This window comes from Streptomyces sp. NPDC058619, from assembly GCF_042717785.1.
Lineage (GTDB): Bacteria > Actinomycetota > Actinomycetes > Streptomycetales > Streptomycetaceae > Streptomyces.
In genome coordinates this window covers 32,814-51,966 of record NZ_JBHXQN010000005.1, presented here as the reverse complement: position 1 = coordinate 51,966, position 19,153 = coordinate 32,814, and the positions used below count along the sequence as shown (strand labels likewise).

18 protein-coding genes are annotated in these 19,153 nt (G+C 71.0%); 8 read left to right on the top strand and 10 right to left on the bottom strand.

The features are described 5' to 3' along the window. Positions 1-54 precede the first annotated feature (54 nt). The 4 genes from ACFWTC_RS07220 to ACFWTC_RS07205 form a co-directional block, all read right to left on the bottom strand. On the bottom strand, positions 55-1,032 hold the full coding sequence (locus tag ACFWTC_RS07220; protein ID WP_383923030.1) for an RNA polymerase sigma factor RpoD/SigA: 978 nt from the start codon (positions 1,030-1,032) through the stop codon (positions 55-57). A gap of 693 nt (positions 1,033-1,725) precedes the next feature. Then, a complete protein-coding gene (locus ACFWTC_RS07215; RefSeq protein WP_384027266.1) occupies positions 1,726-2,493 on the bottom strand; it encodes a dioxygenase in 768 nt (255 codons plus the stop codon). 124 nt (positions 2,494-2,617) lie between these two features. Then, the gene (locus ACFWTC_RS07210; RefSeq protein ID WP_384027235.1) at positions 2,618-4,156 is read right to left on the bottom strand and encodes an MFS transporter; all 1,539 of its coding nucleotides are present in this window, start codon (positions 4,154-4,156) and stop codon (positions 2,618-2,620) included. Between the two features lie 62 nt (positions 4,157-4,218). Then, complete coding sequence (locus tag ACFWTC_RS07205) at positions 4,219-4,956, bottom strand: TetR/AcrR family transcriptional regulator (protein ID WP_383923078.1); 738 nt, start codon at positions 4,954-4,956, stop codon at positions 4,219-4,221. Between the two features lie 482 nt (positions 4,957-5,438). Between ACFWTC_RS07205 and ACFWTC_RS07200 the strand changes: the two genes are divergently transcribed. The 3 genes from ACFWTC_RS07200 to ACFWTC_RS07190 all read left to right on the top strand — a co-directional run bounded on the left by ACFWTC_RS07200 (position 5,439) and on the right by ACFWTC_RS07190 (position 8,582). Further along, positions 5,439-6,716: a M6 family metalloprotease domain-containing protein gene (locus tag ACFWTC_RS07200; protein WP_384027237.1), complete on the top strand. Its 1,278-nt coding sequence runs from the start codon at positions 5,439-5,441 to the stop codon at positions 6,714-6,716. A gap of 253 nt (positions 6,717-6,969) precedes the next feature. Then, complete coding sequence (locus ACFWTC_RS07195; RefSeq protein ID WP_384027239.1) at positions 6,970-7,584, top strand: RNA polymerase sigma factor; 615 nt, start codon at positions 6,970-6,972, stop codon at positions 7,582-7,584. Further along, a complete protein-coding gene (locus ACFWTC_RS07190) occupies positions 7,581-8,582 on the top strand; it encodes a CU044_5270 family protein (protein WP_384027241.1) in 1,002 nt (333 codons plus the stop codon). Before ACFWTC_RS07195 ends, ACFWTC_RS07190 begins: the two co-directional genes overlap by 4 nt. On the opposite strand, the gene ACFWTC_RS07185 is transcribed toward ACFWTC_RS07190, so the two are convergent. Beyond that, positions 8,548-8,772 carry a hypothetical protein gene (locus tag ACFWTC_RS07185; RefSeq protein WP_384027242.1) on the bottom strand — a complete coding sequence of 75 codons (225 nt, stop codon included), beginning with the start codon at positions 8,770-8,772 and terminating at the stop codon, positions 8,548-8,550. The genes ACFWTC_RS07190 and ACFWTC_RS07185 overlap by 35 nt on opposite strands. Before the next feature lie 78 nt (positions 8,773-8,850). Between ACFWTC_RS07185 and ACFWTC_RS07180 the strand changes: the two genes are divergently transcribed. After that, a complete protein-coding gene (locus ACFWTC_RS07180; protein WP_384074104.1) occupies positions 8,851-9,198 on the top strand; it encodes a sensor histidine kinase in 348 nt (115 codons plus the stop codon). A gap of 28 nt (positions 9,199-9,226) precedes the next feature. On the opposite strand, the gene ACFWTC_RS07175 is transcribed toward ACFWTC_RS07180, so the two are convergent. Next, a complete protein-coding gene (locus ACFWTC_RS07175) occupies positions 9,227-9,895 on the bottom strand; it encodes a DUF4097 family beta strand repeat-containing protein (protein WP_383923075.1) in 669 nt (222 codons plus the stop codon). Between the two features lie 225 nt (positions 9,896-10,120). On the opposite strand from ACFWTC_RS07175, the gene ACFWTC_RS07170 reads away from it, so the two are divergent. From ACFWTC_RS07170 to ACFWTC_RS07155, 4 genes are all read left to right on the top strand, one after another. Continuing rightward, a complete protein-coding gene (locus ACFWTC_RS07170; protein ID WP_383923010.1) occupies positions 10,121-10,864 on the top strand; it encodes a helix-turn-helix domain-containing protein in 744 nt (247 codons plus the stop codon). Positions 10,865-11,305: 441 nt separating this feature from the next. Continuing rightward, a complete protein-coding gene (locus ACFWTC_RS07165) occupies positions 11,306-11,776 on the top strand; it encodes a hypothetical protein (protein ID WP_384027246.1) in 471 nt (156 codons plus the stop codon). A 28-nt stretch (positions 11,777-11,804) separates the two neighbouring features. Next, positions 11,805-13,226, top strand: coding sequence for a hypothetical protein (locus ACFWTC_RS07160; RefSeq protein WP_384074101.1), 1,422 nt, complete (start codon positions 11,805-11,807; stop codon positions 13,224-13,226). A 38-nt stretch (positions 13,227-13,264) separates the two neighbouring features. Beyond that, the gene (locus ACFWTC_RS07155; protein ID WP_384027250.1) at positions 13,265-13,756 is read left to right on the top strand and encodes a hypothetical protein; all 492 of its coding nucleotides are present in this window, start codon (positions 13,265-13,267) and stop codon (positions 13,754-13,756) included. A gap of 572 nt (positions 13,757-14,328) precedes the next feature. On the opposite strand, the gene haaN is transcribed toward ACFWTC_RS07155, so the two are convergent. The 4 genes from haaN to haaT form a co-directional block, all read right to left on the bottom strand. Further along, on the bottom strand, positions 14,329-14,802 hold the full coding sequence (gene haaN / locus ACFWTC_RS07150; protein WP_266947844.1) for a cyclophane-containing RiPP N-acetyltransferase HaaN: 474 nt from the start codon (positions 14,800-14,802) through the stop codon (positions 14,329-14,331). 78 nt (positions 14,803-14,880) lie between these two features. Beyond that, a complete protein-coding gene (locus ACFWTC_RS07145) occupies positions 14,881-16,035 on the bottom strand; it encodes an FxsB family cyclophane-forming radical SAM/SPASM peptide maturase (protein ID WP_384027251.1) in 1,155 nt (384 codons plus the stop codon). A gap of 13 nt (positions 16,036-16,048) precedes the next feature. Further along, positions 16,049-16,240 carry a HaaA family cyclophane-containing RiPP peptide gene (gene haaA / locus ACFWTC_RS07140; RefSeq protein WP_384027253.1) on the bottom strand — a complete coding sequence of 64 codons (192 nt, stop codon included), beginning with the start codon at positions 16,238-16,240 and terminating at the stop codon, positions 16,049-16,051. A 106-nt stretch (positions 16,241-16,346) separates the two neighbouring features. After that, positions 16,347-19,124, bottom strand: a complete 2,778-nt coding sequence (haaT, locus tag ACFWTC_RS07135; protein ID WP_384074098.1) for a cyclophane-containing RiPP biosynthesis TPR protein HaaT — start codon at positions 19,122-19,124, stop codon at positions 16,347-16,349. Positions 19,125-19,153: the final 29 nt, after the last annotated feature.

Sequence of the window (19,153 nt, the reverse complement as noted above, 5' to 3'; positions counted from 1 at the left end):
CGGCACCTGGGGGGGGTTAGGTGCCGGGGCTCGTCTTGGGGGGCGGCGGCCCGGTCAGGCCACGGCGTCGAAGCCGGTGTCGCGTGCCATCCGCTTCAGCTCCAGGAGCGCGTGCTTCTCGATCTGGCGGATCCGCTCGCGGGTCAGGCCGTGCTGCTTGCCCACTTCAGTCAGCGTACGCTCCCGGCCGTCGTCGATGCCGTAACGCATCTTGATAATCGACGCGGTGCGCTGGTCGAGCTTGCCGAGCAGGTCCTCCAGCTCCTCGCTGCGCAGCAGCGAGAGCACGGACTGCTCGGGCGAGATCGCCGAGGTGTCCTCCAGGAGGTCGCCGAACTGCGTGTCGCCGTCGTCGTCGACCGCCATGTTCAGGCTGACCGGGTCCCGCGCCCAGTCCAGGACGTCGCCGACCCGCTTCTCCGTGGTGTCCAGCTCGGCGGCGATCTCCGCGTGCTCCGGGTCGCGGCCGTTCTCGCGGTTGAACTCGCGCTGGACGCGGCGGATCCGGCCGAGCTCCTCGACCAGGTGGACGGGGAGGCGGATGGTGCGGGACTGGTCGGCGATGGAGCGGGTGATGGCCTGCCGGATCCACCACGTGGCGTACGTGGAGAACTTGAAGCCCTTGGCGTAGTCGAACTTCTCGACGGCGCGGACCAGGCCGGCGTTGCCCTCCTGGACGAGGTCGAGGAGGGGGAGGCCGCTGCGCGGGTAGCGTCGGGCGACGGCCACCACGAGGCGCAGGTTCGAGCGGATGAAGACTTCCTTGGCGCGCTCGCCTTCGGCGGCCAGCGCCTCCAGCTCTTCGCGCGAGGGCGAGCGGCCCCCGCGTTCTATGACGCCGTCGAGGATCTGCCGGGCGTACACGCCCGCCTCGATGATCTGGGAGAGCTCCACTTCCTTGGCTGCGTCGAGCAGCGGGGTGCGCGCGATCTCGTCCAGGTACATGCCGACCAGGTCGCGGTCTGCGATCTCCCCGCCCACGGCGCGGGCGCTGCTCGTGGACTGACGACGGGCGACGGCGCGGGTTGCCATGCGTGCTCCCTTGCGATGAGTGTCGGTCGCGGTGCGGCTGCTGGACGTGCCGTCGGTGCCGGCGGTGCGTCCCCGGACACTCTCCCGAGTGCCCGCTTCCGAAGGAAACAACGACTGGAATCGGGACAGAATTCCCACGTTGCGCCCTCTATTCCGAGATCTTGCAGTATCCTGCCCCGCCGCGAGATGGGACGGGATGCCGACAAAATCCGAAGAGGTGCAGGTCAGGCCCGGAACGCGGGCCGATCTGGAAGGACGCGCGACTCCGGACGGCCAGATCACCCGTGAGACCGCCGTCACATGCGATACGGCCGTATGCATTCCGGAACAGCGCCGCCCGTGGCTGCACTCCCGTCCTGAAGGACGGCCCGGGCCGGGTTCTGGTTGCCTGCACAGGCGATCGAATGACCGCTTACGTGACGCGTCGGGCCTTTCGTCCCACACCGGACAGGAGGCGGCGGACCGGCAGTGACCGCATCATGCGGGACCGCACCCGCAAGACGGCGCGCGTGCGCCCGCACCGGTGTTCCCGTCTACGTCCTCGCCGACGACTTCTGACCGACCCCGACCGGGAGCAGGCCGTGCACGGCGGCGAGGTGCGGACGGCCTACGGCACTGCGGCCACCGTCCCCAGCGGGCCGGCCCAGGGGTTCGCCATCGGGCCGGAGATCACCGGCGGCCCGCGCGCCGGGACTAGCCGAACTGCAGGGAGCGCTTCGAGAGGCCCATCCAGAAGCCGTCCACCGGGTCGCGGCGGCGGGCGAGGTCGCCGGCGGCCTCCGCGGCGCCGAGGGTGACGAACAGCGGGGCGAAGTGTTCCGTACGGGGATGGGCCAGGCGGCCCGACGGGGACTTGGCCTCGAAGTCGAGCAGGGCGTCCAGGTCTCCGGCCGCCAGCGCCTCATGGCCCCACGCGTCGAACTCCGCCGACCATGCGGGGACGCCGGGGCCGGTGTGCCGCAGCGCGGCCAGGTTGTGCGTGAAGAAGCCGCTGCCGACGATGAGGACGCCCTCGTCGCGCAGGGGGGCCAGCTTGCGGCCGATGTCCATCAGGCGGCGCGGGTCCAGGGTCGGCATGGAGACCTGGAGCACCGGTATGTCGGCCTCGGGGAACATCTCCACGAGCGGTACGTACGCCCCGTGGTCGAGGCCGCGGTCGGGGATGTCCTGGACCGGGGTGCCGGGGGCGCGCAGCAGCTTGCGTACGGAGGCGGCGAGCTCCGGGGCGCCGGGGGCCTCGTAGCGGACCTGGTAGTAGTGCTCGGGGAAGCCCCAGAAGTCGTAGACGAGCGGAACCCGCTCGGTGGCGCCGAGGGCGAGCGGGGCCTCTTCCCAGTGCGCGGAGACCATCAGGACCGCCGTCGGGCGGGGCAGGGACGCGGACCAGGCGGCCAGCTCGCCCGGCCAGAGCGGGTCGTCCGCCAGGGGCGGGGCGCCGTGGCTCAGGTAGAGGGCCGGCATGCGCGGACGGGTCGTGCTCACAGGGGTCTCCTCCGTCGTACGGGGCCGCGGAAACAGACTGACCCCGCTTGGTTCAAATTTGAACCAAGCGGGGTTCTCAGTCATTCCCGGAGCGGTGGGCCCGTCAGTGGGCGATCACCGGGACCTTGAACTCGGCGTCCTCGGCGGAGCCGGAACCGGAGGTCACCGGGCCGCCCGCGCCGGGCCGGCCGGTGGTGATCAGGGTGACGGCGATGGCCGAGCTGGCGACCAGGATGCCGACTGCCCACCAGATGGCGGAGGAGTAGCCCTCGACCATGGCCTGCGCCTGGATCAGCTGGGCGGCCGGACCGCCCGCCGCGGCCTCGGCCGCGTGGTCGGTCAGGTAGGCCGTGGTCGCCGAGGCGGCGATGGTGTTCAGCAGGGCGGTGCCGATGGCGCCGCCGACCTGCTGGGAGGTGTTGACCATCGCGGAGGCGACGCCGGCGTCGGCCGGGTTCACCCCGTGCGTGGCCAGGGACATGGCCGGCATGAACGCCGTGCCCATGCCGAGGCCGAGCAGCAGCTGCGCGGGCAGGATGAGCGCCGGGTACGAGGACCCGACCTCCAGCTGGGTCAGCAGCAGCATGCCGGTGGCGGCGACCAGGAAGCCGGGGCCCATCAGCAGGCGCGGCGGGACCCGGGTCATCAGGCGGGCGCCGATCTGGGTGGAGCCCGTGATCATGCCCGCGATCATCGGCAGGAAGGCGAAGCCGGTCTTGACGGGCGAGAAGCCCTTCACGACCTGGAGGTAGTACGTGAGGAAGAGGAACAGGCCGAACATCGAGATGACGGCCAGGCCGAGGGAGAGGTAGACACCGCCGCGGTTGCGCTCCAGCAGGACGCGCAGCGGCAGCAGCGGGGACCGGACCTTGGACTCGGTGAAGACGAAGGACGCCAGCAGCACGGCCGAGCCGATGAACAGGCCGATGGTCAGCGGGTCCGACCAGCCCTCGGACTCGGCGCGGGTGAAGCCGTACACCAGGGCGACGAGGCCGAGCGTGGACAGGACCACGCCGGGGATGTCGAGGGGCGCGCGGTTGCGGGAGCCGGCGGGCTCGCGGATGACGAGCCAGGCGCCCACGGCGGCGACGATCGCGAACGGGATGTTCACGAAGAAGGTCCAGCGCCAGTTGAGGTACTCGGTGAGGACGCCGCCGAGGATCAGGCCGACGGCGCCGCCGCCGCCCGCGATGGCACCGTAGATGCCGAAGGCCTTGGCACGCTCCTTGGCGTCGGTGAACATGACCGCCAGCAGGGAGAGCGCGGCCGGGGCGAGCAGTGCGCCGAAGGCACCCTGGAGCGCGCGGGCACCCAGCATCATGGCCTCGCCGTTGGCGGCGCCGCCGAGCGCGGAGGCCAGGGCGAAGCCGATGAGGCCGACGACGAAGGCGTTCTTGCGGCCCCACTTGTCGGCGATGCGGCCGCCGAAGAGGAGGAGCCCGCCGAAGGCCAGCGCGTACGCGGTGATGACCCACTGGCGGTTGCCGTCCGAGATGCCGAGATCGGTCTGGGCTGAGGGCAGGGCGATGTTCACGATGGTCGCGTCGAGGACGACCATCAGCTGGGCCAGGGCTATGAAGACGAGTGCCTTCCAGCGGCTGGGATCGGCAGGCGGCGCGGGCGCCGCGGCTGTTTTGGACATGGGGGTACCCACTTCACTGTGCGGAATGACTGAAAAAGGCTAGTTCGGGAGCGTGGAGGGCGTCACGTGGTTTTCCGCCTCAGGTCCTCCAGCGTGGCCGCCGAGCCCGGCAGCACGGAGTGGGCCGGAGCGCGCAGTCCGTCGAGGAACAGCTGGATGTGACGGTGGACGAAGCGGTCGACGTCGTGGCAGGCGGTGCCGGGGAGGGGGCGGCTGAGCTGGGAGAGGGCCATCGTCAGATCGCCGACGCCGATGTCCGTGCGGAGCAGGCCGGCGGCCTGGCCGGTGCGCAGCATGGTCTCGACGGCCGCCTCCAAGGCGTCGCGCGCCGCGAGGAGTTCGGGGTGGTCGTGGTCGAAGTCGCCGGCGAGCATCGGGCACAGGGCGCCGATCCGCTCGTCGGCGGCGGCGTGCGTGAAGCGGCAGAGCGCGGCGAAGGCGTCGGGCTCTTCGGCCAGGGAGGCCTCGGCCCGGGCGGTGACGCGGTCCATGACGAACAGGACGACGTGGTGGACCAGGTCGGCCCGGTCGGGGAAGTGCCGGTAGAGGGTGGCGTTGCCGATGCCGGCCCGGCGGGCGACCTCGTCGAAGGGGGCGCCGGGGCCGAACTCGACGAAGACCTCGCGGGCCGCGGTCAGGATGCGCTCGCGGTTGCGGACGGCGTCGGCGCGCGGGCGCGGGACCCCGTCCGCGCGGGGCGTCCGGGGCGCGGCGGGGGCGACGGGCGCGGGCGTGCGGGCCGCGGGGGGCGCGGGGGTGCCGGCGCATCCGGAGGTGTCGGCTCCGGGGCCGGCTCCAATCGTGCACCCGGCCACGACCCCCGGGACGACGGCTGTCGGGGCTTCGGCTGTCGAGGGCAGGGCCGTCGGGGGCGGGGCCGTCGGGGGCGGGGCCGTCGGGGCCGCGGCGGGCGGGGGCAAGGTCGTCCGGGGCGCCAGGGTCGCCGTTGCCGCCGCAGCCGGCCGCGCCGTCGGCGCGTCCAGGGTCACCGTCGCCGGGGCGGGGCGCGGCGCCGGGGCGGTGGTAATGCGCTTCATTCCGGGGCCTCCCTGGCACGGTCACGCGTACGCCCACCAAACGGGGAGCGCGTCCCCACTTCGCGGGACTCACGTACAAACGGGGATCGGGTCCCCACTTATTTCACTCCCCCGCGTGACCTGGGCCACAAGCCGTTCCACGTTCGGCCTCTCCCGACGCGCGGGCGCGCCGCGGCCGTCGGAGGGTGGGCGAACAGAGCGCAGTCCGGACCCGGCCGGCTGCCGCGGACCCGAAGGCGAGCTCCATGCCGCAGACCCGCCACCGGATACGCAGACCACGCCGCACCAGCGCGTTCATCGGCCTCACCGCGCTGGCCCTCGGCGTCACTGCGACCGCGAGCGCGGGGATGTCCAGTCGGAGCCATTCGGCGGCCGGGCCCGTGGCCACCAGCATCGAGTCGGCGCTCGCGCCGTGCCGGATCGCGGGCACGATGGGCGTGCAGATGTCCGAGGGCCTGCCGACCCCGCCCGGGTACTCCCGCTCCACCGGCGAGGTCCGCGCACTGAACCTGATGATCGACTTCCCCGACGCCAAGGGCGAGGGCACGGCGCTGGACCGGCTGGCGGAGTTCTTCCCGCAGACCTCGACCTGGTTCCGCACCAGCTCGTACGGGCGGCTCAGCTACCAGGCCGAGGCCCCGATAAAGAGCTGGCTGCGGATGCCGATGCCGTTCGCCGCGTACGGGATCGAGCGGGGCTCGCCGTACGAGCCGGGCTACCGGCAGCTCGTCGAGCACATCGCGAAGGCCGCCGACTCCGAGGTGGACTTCAGCCGGTACGACCTGGTCAACATCCTGGTCACACCGAACGCCGGGCCGTCCGCCCTGGACACCGTCCTGTCGGTGACCTTCTCGGGCAACGGCGAGGCGCCGGCCGCCGACGGGGTCCCGCTCGCCAACACGTCCTTCGTGTACAGCCGCCAGGACGACGGCTCCGGCACCTACCGGGAGACCGGCTACCGGGTCCTCCCGCACGAGAACGGGCACGTCTTCGGCCTGCCCGACCTGTACACCTCCGACGGCGGCGGCACCGTCGGCCACTGGGACATCATGAGCGAGGACTGGGGGGCCAACAACGACCTGCTGGGCTGGCACAAGTGGAAGCTGGGCTGGCTGGACAGCACGCAGATCAGCTGCGCGGCGAAGTCGGGCGTCAGCGACCACACCCTGTCCCCACTGGCGGTGGAGGGCGGCACGAAGCTGGCGTTCGTCCCGCTGTCCGAGAGCGCCGGGTACGCGGTGGAGGTGCGTACGCAGGCCGGGAACGACGAGGCCGTGTGCAAGCCGGGCGTCCTCATCTACAAGGTGGACTCCGACGTGGACACCGGCCGCGGCCCGGTGACGGTGTCGGACAGCACCACCGCGAGCGGCGGCTGCACCCGGCGGCCCAACGTGCACGCGGAGCTGTCGGACGCGCCGTTCCGGCCGGGCGAGACGTTCACGGACGACAAGGCGGGCATCAGCGTCTCGGTGGTGGGCGAGCTGCGCAACGGGAGCTACCAGGTCCGGATCATCCGCCCCTGAGGCCGCGGGCGGCGACAGGACGGGCGACGCAGTGGGCGCACCGGGCCGTCCGGGCCGACGCGGGTCGGAAGGCCTGTACGGCGGACGCGCCGCACCGGTTGTGCGTCAACAGCCCTGGCTGGTACGGGACATCGCGGGTGTACGGCGTCATCCGGGGTCGGAACACGGGCCGGTCGCGGCGGACCCCGCCAGGCGGCATCGGGCGTGACGCGCGTCACATGCAACGCATCGGGCCGAGCGGACACTACTCGGTGTGGACCAGCACCTGTTCGCGGAAATCTACGAGGCGCACGCCCGGGCGGTGTACGCGCATGCCGTCCGCATGACGTCCGACCGCGCCGGCGCGGAGGACATCGTCTCCCTCACCTTCCTTGAAGCGTGGCGGCTGCGCGACACCCTCGACGGAGTGACGAGCCAGCGGGCGTGGCTGCTCGGGGTCGCCACCAATGTCATACGCAACACCCGCAGGGCCGCGCGGCGGCACGGAGCGGCGATGAACCGCCTGCCCGGGCCGGAGGCCGTTCCGGATCCGGCGGACGCGGTGGTGTCCCGTATCGCGGACACGGCGAGGGCGTCGGCCACGCTGGCCGCCCTGGACCGGCTGCGGCGGGCCGACCGCGAGGTCATCGTCCTGTCCGTGTGGGGCGGCCTCAGTCACGCCGAGGTGGCCGAGGCCTGCGGTACCGGAGAAGCCACCGTCCGCTCCCGGCTGTCACGGGCGCGCAGCCGCCTTCGCAGGCTGACCACGGCCGTCCTGGCCGCGGAGTCGGGCACGCAGTCGGGCACGGAGTCGGCAGCGGGGTCGGCCGTGCCGCAGGCCGCGGGGCGCGTGTCCACGTCCCGCACCGCACGGGAGGGGAACCTGTGAACGCCGCCGATGACGCACGGCTCGCACCGGCCGAAGACGACGGGCTCGTCCAGCGCCTGCCCGGGCTCTCCGACGCGGAACTGCCCTTCGGCGGCCATCGCCGGATCAAGGAGCACCTGATGCGCGAGACGGCGCGGGCCGGGCAGGACTCCCCCCGGCGCTCCAGGCGCCCTCTGGCGCTCTCCCTCGTGGCAGCGGCGGCGGCGTGCGCCGTGGCGGTCGTCCTCGCCCTCGGGGGGAACGGTCCCGGCGAACGGCCCGGAGCCGTCCGGTCCGAGCCCGCGGCCGTACGGCTGCTGGACCGCGTCGCCCTGGCGGCGGCGGCCTCGCCCGTCCCGGCGGTGCGCGACGGGCAGTTCATGTACACGAGGACGGTCGGACACTCCACCTCCCTGACCGAAGTCGAGGGCGGGGGGATGGAAGCGGCCCCCACCGACGAGTCGGCCGAGCGCTGGCTGTCCGTCGACGGTTCGGCCGGCATGGTGGTGCGGACCGCGACCGGAACCGACAGGCACCCGCCGGACGGCCCGCCGAGCCTCAACGGGCCCACCTACCGGTTTCTCGAAACGCTGCCGACCGACACCGACGAGCTGCTGGAGTTGATCTACGCGGACACGCGGCTGAACCACGGATCGGGCTCGGGCTCGACCACCGGACCCGACCAGCAGGCCTTCGTCGCGATCGGTGACCTGCTCCGGACGATCGAGGCACCGCCCGGCCTGAGTGCGGCGCTCTACCGCGCGGCGGCCCGCATCCCCGGTGTCGTCCTGGTTCCCGAGGCGAGGGACGCCACCGGCCGGACCGGTGTCGCGGTCGCCCGCGTCCACCGGGGCGAGCGCACCGAGTGGATCTTCGACGAGGAGAGCCTGCGGCTCCTGGGGGCGCGCACCGTCGTGCTTGAGGACAGCTCCTGGGGCAAGGCCGGAACGGTCGTGACCTCCGTGGCGATCGTCGCGCGGGGCGTCACCGACCGCCCCGGACAGCCGCCGCGGCCCTGACGGCACGTCCGGGCCCCGGACCGGCGCCCACCGCCTCCACGACGAGATCGGCGGCGCCCTGGCCCTCGCGCAGCACCGCATCGGGCTCGGCGAGGACGATCCCGAGGGCGCCGCCGCCCACCTGGCCGCGGCGAAGCGGGCCCTGGACGAGGCCGCCCGCGAGAACCGGACCCTGATCGGCTCGCTGCACCGGAGCTCCCGCACTCCGCCGATCCGCGAGTCGCTGCTGCGCTGGCTCGCCGACGCGGCGCCGCACGCCCCGGTCACCGTGAAGGTGACGGGCGACGAGACCGCGGCCTGCGAACGCTGGCGCCGCGAGCTGTCGTTCGTCCTGCGCGAGGCGGTGCGCAACTGCCTGGCGCACGCCGGGGCCGAGCGGATCGAGGTCACCGTACGGACCACGCGGCGCTGGATGTACGCCCGGGTCCAGGACGACGGCGCCGGCTTCGCCGTGGAAGCCGGCCCGGGCCGCACCCAGCGGGAGCCGGGTACCGGAAACGGCCTGCGGTCGATGCGGGGCCGCATCGAGGACCTGGGCGGGCGGCTGCGCGTCGAGAGCGCCGTGGGCGAGGGCACGCGCGTGGAGATCCGCCTCCCGTTCGGCACCCGCGGGTAGCCCGGGCCGCCGCGGAACCGCCGCGGCCTCAGAGGCTGCGGGCGGTGATGTCGCCGTGGGCGGTGGTGGCGCGGATGGTGAGGGCGGGGATGCCGTCGGCGTTGCCGAGGGCGTTGTGGATGCGGCCGTGGGCGGTGCCGGCGTCGAGGGAGGCGGAGACTCCGCGGGCGGCGCCGACCGTGATCCCGCCGGACTGGGTGGTCAGTTCGACGGCGCCGTGGACGGCTTCGGTGATGTGGATGTCGCCCTGCTGGGTGCTGATCTCGGCGGGGCCGCCGAGGCGGCCGACGGCGATGTCGCCGGCGAGGAGGGTGAGGCGGGCGGCCGCGGTCTCGTCGAGCTTGACGGAGCCGTGGGCGCCTTCGAAGGCGACGTCGCCGAGGCGTCCGACGCCGCGGAACTCCGCGCTGGCCGCCTTCGCCTCGACGCGGGAGCCGGCGGGGACCCGGACGGTCACCTCGACGGAGCCGGAGTTGCCCACGATCCGGTTCTTCGCCGGTACGGTCCCGATCCGCAGGACGCCGTCGGCGTACGCGACGGTGGTCTGCTCGGCGGCCTTCACGTCGCGGGTCTTGGCGGCGTCCGCGGGCAGCACCTCGACCGTGGTGTCGGCCCGGTCGGCGGCGATGAACCGCACGCGCCCGGCAGGGATGTCGAGGACGGCGGTGACGGGGGCGGTGGTGTCGAACGTCTGCATGCTGCGCACCTGCCTGCTCGTTGTTTCTGACATCGCAAACGCTACGTTGCATTCAAGCTCCTCTCAATGCACGCATTGCAAGCCAACCTCATAATCCCAGCTCAACCCCGGCATTTCATTGCAATGACGCTGCGCACGAATGCAACAGCCACCCACACCACGTTGCAATGAGTCGACGGTGAACGCTACAGTGGAGGCATCGGGGACGCACTTAGGGAGATCACGGTGCCGGGAGGCAGACTCACCCAGCAGGAACGCCAACAGATCGCGCTGGGGGTGGCCGACGGCCTCGCCTACGCGGAGATCGCCAGACGCCTCGACCGCCCCACCTCGACGGTCACGCGCGAGGTGATGCGCAACGGCGGCCCCAGCGCCTACCGCGCCGACCTCGCCCACCGCGCCACCGAGCGCCGCGCCCACCGGCGTACGCAAGCCCCGCCCCGCGACCCGCAGGCACCCCCGCAGCCCCACGGACGCGACGCCGATGCCGTGCGCGCGTACGAGGACAAGCTCACCACCGTCCTCATGGAGGCGGGCACGCCCAAGATGATGGCCCGCGTCCTGACCTGCCTCTACACCACCGACGCGGGCAGCCTCACCGCGTCCGAACTGGTCGGGCGCCTCCAGGTCAGCCCGGCGTCCATCTCCAAGGCGGTGGCGTTCCTGGAGGGCCAGGGCCTCGTCCGCCGGGAACGCGCCGAGGGCCGGCGCGAGCGTTACGTGGTCGATGACGACGTCTGGTACCAGGCGATGATCGCCAGCGCCCGGGCCAACGCCCGGATCATCGAGACCGCGCAGCAGGGCGTCGGCATCCTCGGCCCCGACACCCCCGCCGCCGGCCGCCTGGAGAACATCGCCCGCTTCCTCGACTTCGTCTCCGAAGGCATCGTCCGCGCCGCGGAGCAGGCCCGCGACGTCCTCCACACGAAACCCGGGACACCCCCCGACGACGCCGCTCCGCCCGCCTGACCCGACCCCGCCGCGCACCCGCCCGACGACGCCGTTCCGGCGGCGACAACCGAGCCGCGGCGCCCCGCCCCCATCCGCTACGCTGTCCCTGAGCTGCCCCAGCGGCAGCCCCCGCCTTCGTTCGCCTTCGTGGGGCTTGACGGAAACCCCAAACGCCCAGGTCAGAGGCATGCTGCGGAAGCTGCCGAAAACGCTCCGTTCCCCTTCTCGGAACGCTCAGCGCATCGCTGCAGCTCAGAAGCCCACCCCAGGCCGGAGATGAGATCGTCCTGGATCGCCCGTTGCGCGACGCGCGCCGGGCTTGAAAGCATTGACGTCTTCAGGGGATCCCGCACGATCCGAGCACGTGGGCTCAGGCCGCCCGTGTCAGGCAGGTCAGAGCTGCGAAAACCGGCTCACATTGCTCCTACCTCGCCTGCCCAAGCATGATCAAATGGCGTCATGGTGTGGGATGAGTGGGAAAAGGCGAAGGGCGATGTGGCCGGCGCGAGCCAGGTGTCGACGCGCCTCAACCAGCTGGCCAGCGGACCTGGCGGCGGTCAGAACAGCCTGGTCGTACACCAGGATGACCTGGGCGAAGTGGGGCACGAGGCGTTCCTGCTGCATGGGCAACTGCAGAAGCAGGCCGACATCGCCGGCGCCGGTGCCGACGGTTCAGGAAGCGGCTCCACGATGCAGGCCGCAGCATCTTTGAAGACGGCCGGCTTCTCACTCGGCGGCGAGCTGGAGACCACCGTGAGCGTGTGGACCTCTCAAGTGAAGACGGTCCTGCAGGCATGCGCCCACATCTCGAACCACCTGGACTACTCCAAGAAGGCGCACGCCGCGGACGACGAGGCCATCGCGGCCTCGCTCCGCAACCGCGACGGCTCGGCCGTGTCCGTCTCCCGTATCGACGAGTACCTCAAGTAGGGAGCACGGCATGGACTACTCGGACCTCATGGAACTGGACCTCACGAAGTTGGGATCCGCCGTTCAGGACTGGAAGCGCACGGCCGACGCTCTGCAGAGCCTGGGGGGACAGGCGCGCGACGGGGCAAAGGCCAAAGCCGAGAAGGCTCGCTGGGAAGGCGTGAACGCCGGTGTGACCCGCGCCTTCGTCGGCAAGACGGTCAAGGAGATAGAGGACCTCCACACGGAAGCCAAGAGCATCTTCAGCGTCCTCCAGGACGCCCACTCCGAACTGGTGGCCATCCAGCAGCAGGCGAAGAACGTGACCGCCGACGCCAAGGAGGCAGGCTTCAACGTCCGTGTGGGGCAAGGCGGAGCGGTGACGATCGAGGATGCCTTGGTCTGCGAGGTGGACGGTCCCGGCCAGCGCAAGCAGGACCTCATGCGCTGGTACGCCGACACCCTGAGCGGAGTGGTGAGCCATGCGGCCGAGGTCGATGCCGCTGCCGTACGCGCTTTGCGCGGCAGCCACGGCGCGGATCCGCACAACGCCGGCCATGCGACGTACACCTCCCTCGACCAGGAGATGCTCCCGCGAGCACTGAAACTGGCCGGGCTCGGCGAGGAGGCCGACACCAAACAGCGGAAGGAGCTGCAGCGGCTCTGGCAGTCACTCGGGCCCGAGGCTCGGGCCCAGCTGTGGACCCAGCACCGGGACGACCTTCTTGCTGCCGGCCTGCTTCGGCCTCAGGTCAAGCAGGTCGCCGCGGACGACGGCGCCGGCCCGTACGACCTCAAATCGCCAGGAATATCGGACTACTGGAAAGAGATCCAGGCCAACGGCATCTCGAACTCCGGCGACTTCATGGGCAAGACCGACGCGGCCCGACACATGGATCACTACCTCAACGGCAGCGGCAAGACGCTCGATCTGGACGTCGACCGCATGCTGGCCGACGACCCGGCGCTCCGGGACGAGGTGGCACGGATCCGGGCCGCAGAGCAGGACGAGTGGCGGCAGCAGGCACTGGAAGCGTTCGAGAAGTCAGGCGGCAAGCCCGTCGCCATCCCCGTGGAATCCAGCAGTAGTGGATACGAGCACGAAAAGGGGCCGGACGGCACGAACAACTGGTACCTGGCCGTAGGCAGCGGCATGACCAACACGACCGGGGTGGTCACCGCCGTCCCCGGACCCGACGGGAAGCCGCAGGTCAGCATCGACTACCAGGTCAACGTGTGGGACCGGTACAACTGGGACCCGGGCAAGGCCACGCCGATCGGACCGACCACTGTCACCGACGCCGACATGGCTCGTATGCACACAACAGGACTGGCCAGGGAGTTCGACATGCGAGGAAGCAGCTCGGTACAGCAGCACGATCTGTCGGCAGGAGGGTCCTGGCCCGCACCCGAGGACACCGGGCGGGACGGCACCCGCACGGACATCGGCCGTAACTCGGCCGCCCGATGATCCGCGCGCGACGCCCAGGGCGCGCCCCGGCGCTTGCCATGGCGACGGTGCTGCTCGGCGCCCTCGCCGCCGGATGCTCCGGGGCGTCCGGCGGTAGCGGCAGGGAAGGCGGCCGCTCGGCGGACCCGGGGACGTCCGACTGGGTCGAGGGGGCCACCGCTGAGTCCATCGCCCGGACCCTGCACGTGGAGGTCCCCTCTGCAGCGACTCAAACCGCGGCGGCGCACCGCAGGGGGTTCCAGGACGACGGGTTGATCCTGTCCTTCGTCCTGCCTGCGGAAGCTGTGGAGCCCTTCCTCACCCAGCTGAAGCCGGAGCAGCCCCTCAGACTGCGCGAGCAGCCCTTTGCCGCCGAGGCGACACCAGCCACGCCGTTCGCCCGCCTGGGGCTGCCGGAACCGGATTCGCTTCCCAAGGTCAGGGAGGGGCAGGTGTGCGCTCCCTGCAAGGGCGACCTGAACTGGCTCAAGGTCGCGGTGGCGCAGATCGACGAACGGAGCAGCCGCGTCTACCTGAGAGGGGTCGACTGACGCCCGAAAAAGCTGCGGTGCGGTCTGACACCCAGCCGTCCGCGGAGACAGCGGCATTGCAAGCACACGTCAACCGGTCGCGCCCCGGCAGGGGGAAGGTCGGTCCAGTCGCCTTCGCCGCCAGGGCGCTGGCCCATCAGAACCCCCAGGCCCCGCGCCCCCGGCAATGCATGCGACCACTCCCAGCACAATCCAGGCAGCTCACATCACGCAAGCGATGTCTGGCACTCCTCGCACCGCCTGATCGCCTGCCGTGTGATGTTTCCCTCGGTCGCGGTCGCCGGATGGCTACTGCTCAACCGGTGCCACAGCCCGGCCGGAGGTGTGGGGATCCATCCCCAGCGCGGGGCAGTCACCAGTTCCTCGGTCAGATGGGTGCAGGCCCCGGGAATGTGCGCGTACTGCGTCGGTGAGATCAGAATCGTGTCCGCAGGGAAACGTCGCCACTCCTGCCGGGGCGAGGGCGCTGGGCGGGCTTTTGGCGCGGATCCGTCGGGCGGGCACGCACAGCCCAGTCCGATGATGAAGTCGCAGCGCTCGCAACGCCATTCCTTCACGGCCCCGCCCCACCCTCACGTCGTACCGGTGTCCACACGGTAGACGATCTTCCCGTCGAACTCCGCGAACCCCAGCGACTTGTAGAAGGCGCGCGCGCCGGGGTTGTCGTGGTCCGTCATCCACTCGACCCGACTGCATCCGGGACGAGCGGCGGCCAGGGTACGGAGCTCGTCCATGAGGCGGGCGCCGACGCCCTGGCGGCGGAGGGTGCCGCGGACATAGAGCTCTTTCAGGAAGAGAGAGTGGGAGGAGCCGGCCGCCGGCCAGAGGAAGGAGTAGGCGGCGAGCCCGACGAGATCACCAGCCTCGTCCTCGACCAAGAGAGCGGACGCCAACGGCGGGGAGCCGAAGAGCGCCTCCTCCACCTGGGAGCGGCGCTCCTCGAGTGGCTGGATCTCGGTCGATCCGTAGAACCGTTCGATCTCCTCGATCAGATCGGCCACTGCCACAGTGTCGCGCCTTTCGGCGGGGCGGATCGTCACGGTCATCGACATCTCCTGTCGCTCTTTCATCGCTTCACTCGTTCGTTTCAATACGTGATCCTGGCGTGGCGGCACGGCTCGTGGCTACGGGGGCGTCAGTGCCTGAGGAGCCCAGCCGTGCTGGCGCAGGGAGCCCTGAACATGCCGGATGAGGTACTCCAGATCCGCGCAGTAGACCGAGGGGTTTCGGTAGCCGCGGTCGGTGCTGAAGCGGTGCGGTAGATAGCCCCCACCGCACACCTCCACCAGAGGACAGCTCTGGCACTGATCGGCGAGCGCGGCCTTCCCGTTCTGCCGGTGCAGGAGCTTCGGATGGTGAAGGACCTCATTGAAGGACTGGCTGAAGACGTCGCATCCCAGCCAGGAGGCGCCTTCCTCGACGGACCGCAGGGTGTCCACGCCCTCGATCGTGCCGTCCGACTCGATCACGATGCTCGTCGGCGGGGCCAGACCGAGGGACTCCACCGAACCATGCACTCCGGAGCTCAGCGCCACGATGTCCTCCAGCATCCGCACGCTGTGCCGCTGATCCGGCCGGGCGAGCCAAGCGTCGTAGACGCGGCTCATCCACAACCCGTACTCGGGCACACTCGGGTCGTCGCGATGCGGCGGCTCGTCGTGCGTCCCGTGCGGCAGGCCGAAGTCGATCACAGGCGGCTCGAACGACGCCAGGTAGTCGTGGACCTCGACCGGGTCGTTGGCCAGGTCGACGACGGCGAGCAGCCCTGCAAACAGGTGCGGCCGGGAACGCAGGAGTTCGATACCTCGTACGGCCGAGGCGGCGCTCGATCGCGAGGCGTGTGTCAGCCGATGCCGGTCATTCGCAGTCGGCGGTCCGTCGAGGCTGACGCCCACGACGACCTCGTACCGCTCGAAGAGGTCCAGCCACGGCTCCGTGAGGAGCGTCCCGTTGGTCTGAAGCTCGAAACGGACCGCCACACCGGCCGGAACACCCTCCCGTACGGCGCCGAGCAGGTCTGCCATGTGCCGGAGGCCGGCGAGCAACGGCTCACCGCCGTGCAGTACGACGTGCACACCCCGATGGCCGTGTGCCGCAGCGTGCTCACCGATCCGCCGCCCCGCAGCCTGGGCCACGTCCGCACTCATCCGGGCAGGCAGATGCCGCCACGCCTGGTCAGCGGAGTTGAAGACGTAGCAGTAGTCGCAGTCGATGTTGCAGCGATTGGCAACCTTGAGGATGAACGACCGAAAGGGGGCGACGTCCGCGCGCGGTGTCATCGAGCGGAACGACTCAAAGAGGCCAGGTCCAGATCAGCGATGCCTGGTGACCACCCTCGCCGGCGTGGTTTGACGCCGTCTGCTCGGCCGCCAGCCGCTGCCGTACGCGGACGGCGACACGATCCAGGACGGCCGAACCGTTGATGGACTCCGCGACGACGGGCGCCGGAGCATGCGGTGCGGGAACGGGCGTACGTGACGGCATTCGACGCTCCTCGGGGCAGTGCAACGGCGATTGAGGTGGCAGACCAGCCCGCAAGGTAGCAGCGCCGCTACCCTCGGCGACATATCGAATCCGGCCACGTGCCCCGCTACTCGGCCTGCGACGCAATGAGCCGCTCGACGACATCTGCCGCCCCGCCGATGCCCAACCGTCGGTACACATCGCGCGCTTCACGCAGCGCCCCTTCGCCCCGCGCCCGTTCGCCGGCCGTCCAGTCGCAACGGCCGATCCCCTCCAAAGCCCGTGCCTCTTCAAGCGGGCAGCGGATGTCGCGGGCCAGCCCCAGCGCCTGCTCGAAGAGTCCGCGGGCGGCAGCCCAGTCACCGGAGGAATGCAGCAGCGTCCCCCAGTGGTTCAGGACCTCCGCCTCACCGCACCGGTCGCCGAGCTCTCGGAGGATGTCCAGACTCCGCCGGAACAACTCGACGGCACCGTCCCGCTCGCCGGCGACCCCGCGCGCCGCACCCAGCTCGCCCAGAGCGGCGGCTTCGCCACCACGGCTGCCGAGATCGCGGTACGAGCCCAGGGCGTCGTCCAACAGACGGATCGCCTCCGTGACGTTCCCGTCCATGCGGTCCAGTACCCCGAGGTGGCGAACGCTGTTCGTGCGGCCGAACCGTTCGCCGAGCTCGGTGAAGTACTCCAGTGCCTGGGTGTGAGCCTCCCGCGCTCCGGTGGGATCGCCGGTCAGGCGCCGTACGACTCCGAGCTCGTTGAGGGCGTATGCCTGGTGGACCCGGTCGTCGAGTTCCTGGTAGATGTCGAATGCCTCACGGTGGCGCTGCCCAGCCAGCTGATACTCGCCCAGGAGACTGTGCACGACGCCAAGGTCCCGCAGTGAGTTGGCCTCTCCGTACCGGTCGCCCAGCTCCCGGTAGATCGCCAGCGCTTCGGTCTGTGCCGCCACCGCTGTGTCGAGCTGGCTGGCCTGCCGGCGCACCATGCCGAGGTCCGCGAGCGCGTTCGCCTGGCCGAGACGGTCGCCGACTTCCCGATAGAGCGCGAGGGCCTCGGTCTGCGCCTGGGCAGAGGCATCGTTGTCCGCGGTCATGTACCAGACGATGCCCACCTGGTTCAGAGCGTCAGCCTTGCCTCGCTTCTCGCCGACCGCCTCGTACTCCGTCACCGCTTCGTTCAGTGCCTCAATGGCCTCGGGGTAGGCCGCCATGAAGCGCCGGACGACTCCGAGCTCGGCCAGCGCGTTGGCCAGCGCCCGCCGGTCGCCGGTGTGCCGGGCGGCCTCGGCGGCGGTCCGGTGGAGGCCTACGGCTTGGTCCCAGGGCCCGGCCTGCCGCAGGAAGGGCGCCATCGCCGCAGCCATGTGGATCACCAACTCGTGCAGCGCGAGGTCGTTCGCCCTTCGGATGCAAGCCAGAACGTTGGCCCGCTCGTCCTCCAGCCAGCCCAGAGCCGCCGTACGTGAATCGATGGGCGGGGTCTCGACCTGGGCGGCGCCGTCCGGAGAATTCGGTGTGGACGCGCCGCTGCGGGCAATGTGTCTGTTCGCGACAGCGAGGGCGGCCAAGTAGTAGGAGCACACGCGCTGAACGGCATGAACAGGGGTCATGCTGCCTCCCTCGTCGGCGAGACCGCGGGCATAGTCGCGTAGGAGGTCGTGAAGCCGGAACCGGCTTCCCGGGTGTTCCTCGATCAGATGGGCGTCGTAGAGCGTGTCGAGTCCCTCGCGTGCCGCCGCCACCGAGACCGAGCCGAGCGCGGCCCCGGAGAAGGCATCGAGCTCGGTTCCAGGGTAGAGGCCGAGACACCGGAAGAAGTGCTGCCGCTCAGGTGTCAGGTCCTGGTAGGACAGACTGAACGTCGCGGCGACCGCGCGCTCACCAGCTCGGAGCTCTCCCAGCCGGTCCCCGGCAGTAACCAGACGCGCGCGGAGATCCTCGGCGCTCCACGACGGGCGATGGCGCAGCCGCGCGGCGAGCAACGACACCCCGAGTGGCAGGTATCCACACAGCTCCACCAACTGCTCGAGGACGGACCGATCGAGCGACTCCACCGATCGCCCGCTGAGGCGTACGAACAGGTCGACCGCATGCTCCGCCGGCAACGCCTCCACTGGCAGGACCACCTCCTCGTACGCAGCCAACCGCTTCCGGCTCGTCACCAGCACGAGACAGTCGCTCCCGCCGGGGAGCAGGGGCTCCAGCTGGCGATAGCTGGACGCGTTGTCGAGGATGAGCAGTGCCTTCTTGTTCGCGAGCTGGCTCCGCCACATGGCCGCCCTCGCCTCGGTGACCGCACCCAGGTCGTCGCCGACAGGGATCCGCTGCGCCGGCACTCCGGTCGCCGCCAGCAACGATGCGAGCGCTTCCGTGGCCTGTACGGGGGGCCTTCCTGTCGTGTGCCCGTTGAGATTCACGAAGAGCTGGCCGTCCGGGAACCGCTCCGACAGCACATGTCCTGCGTGTACGGCGAACGTCGTCTTCCCGACTCCTGGCATTCCATCGATCACATGCACAGGCAGCGCCTCGCCGCTCTCCTGCGAGTTCCGTACGGACCGCACCAGCGCCTCGAGCTCGGCGGTCCGGTCGGTGAACGCGGTGGTGTCGCGCGGCAGGGACCGCAGCACGAGGGCAGCACCCGGAGGTACCGCCCCTTCCTGTGGCTGAGGCGTCGGCGCAGCGCGGCGTTCCGGCGCCCCCGACTCCGATAGCGCGGCAAGCAGCACCGCCAGCCCGACCATGGCCCCGCCGAGCAAAGCGAACGAGAACCAGCCATGCCGCTGCAACCACCCCAGCCACCCGGGCCACTGCGACTCGGACACGGCGTTGGTGACGAGCCCCACGAGCATGGTCGTAACGGCTCCGCCGGCGGCCACGACGGCGACGGAAATCCCCCGCCGGAGCCTCATACGTGGGTCGTCTTGACGGAGCAGGGAGT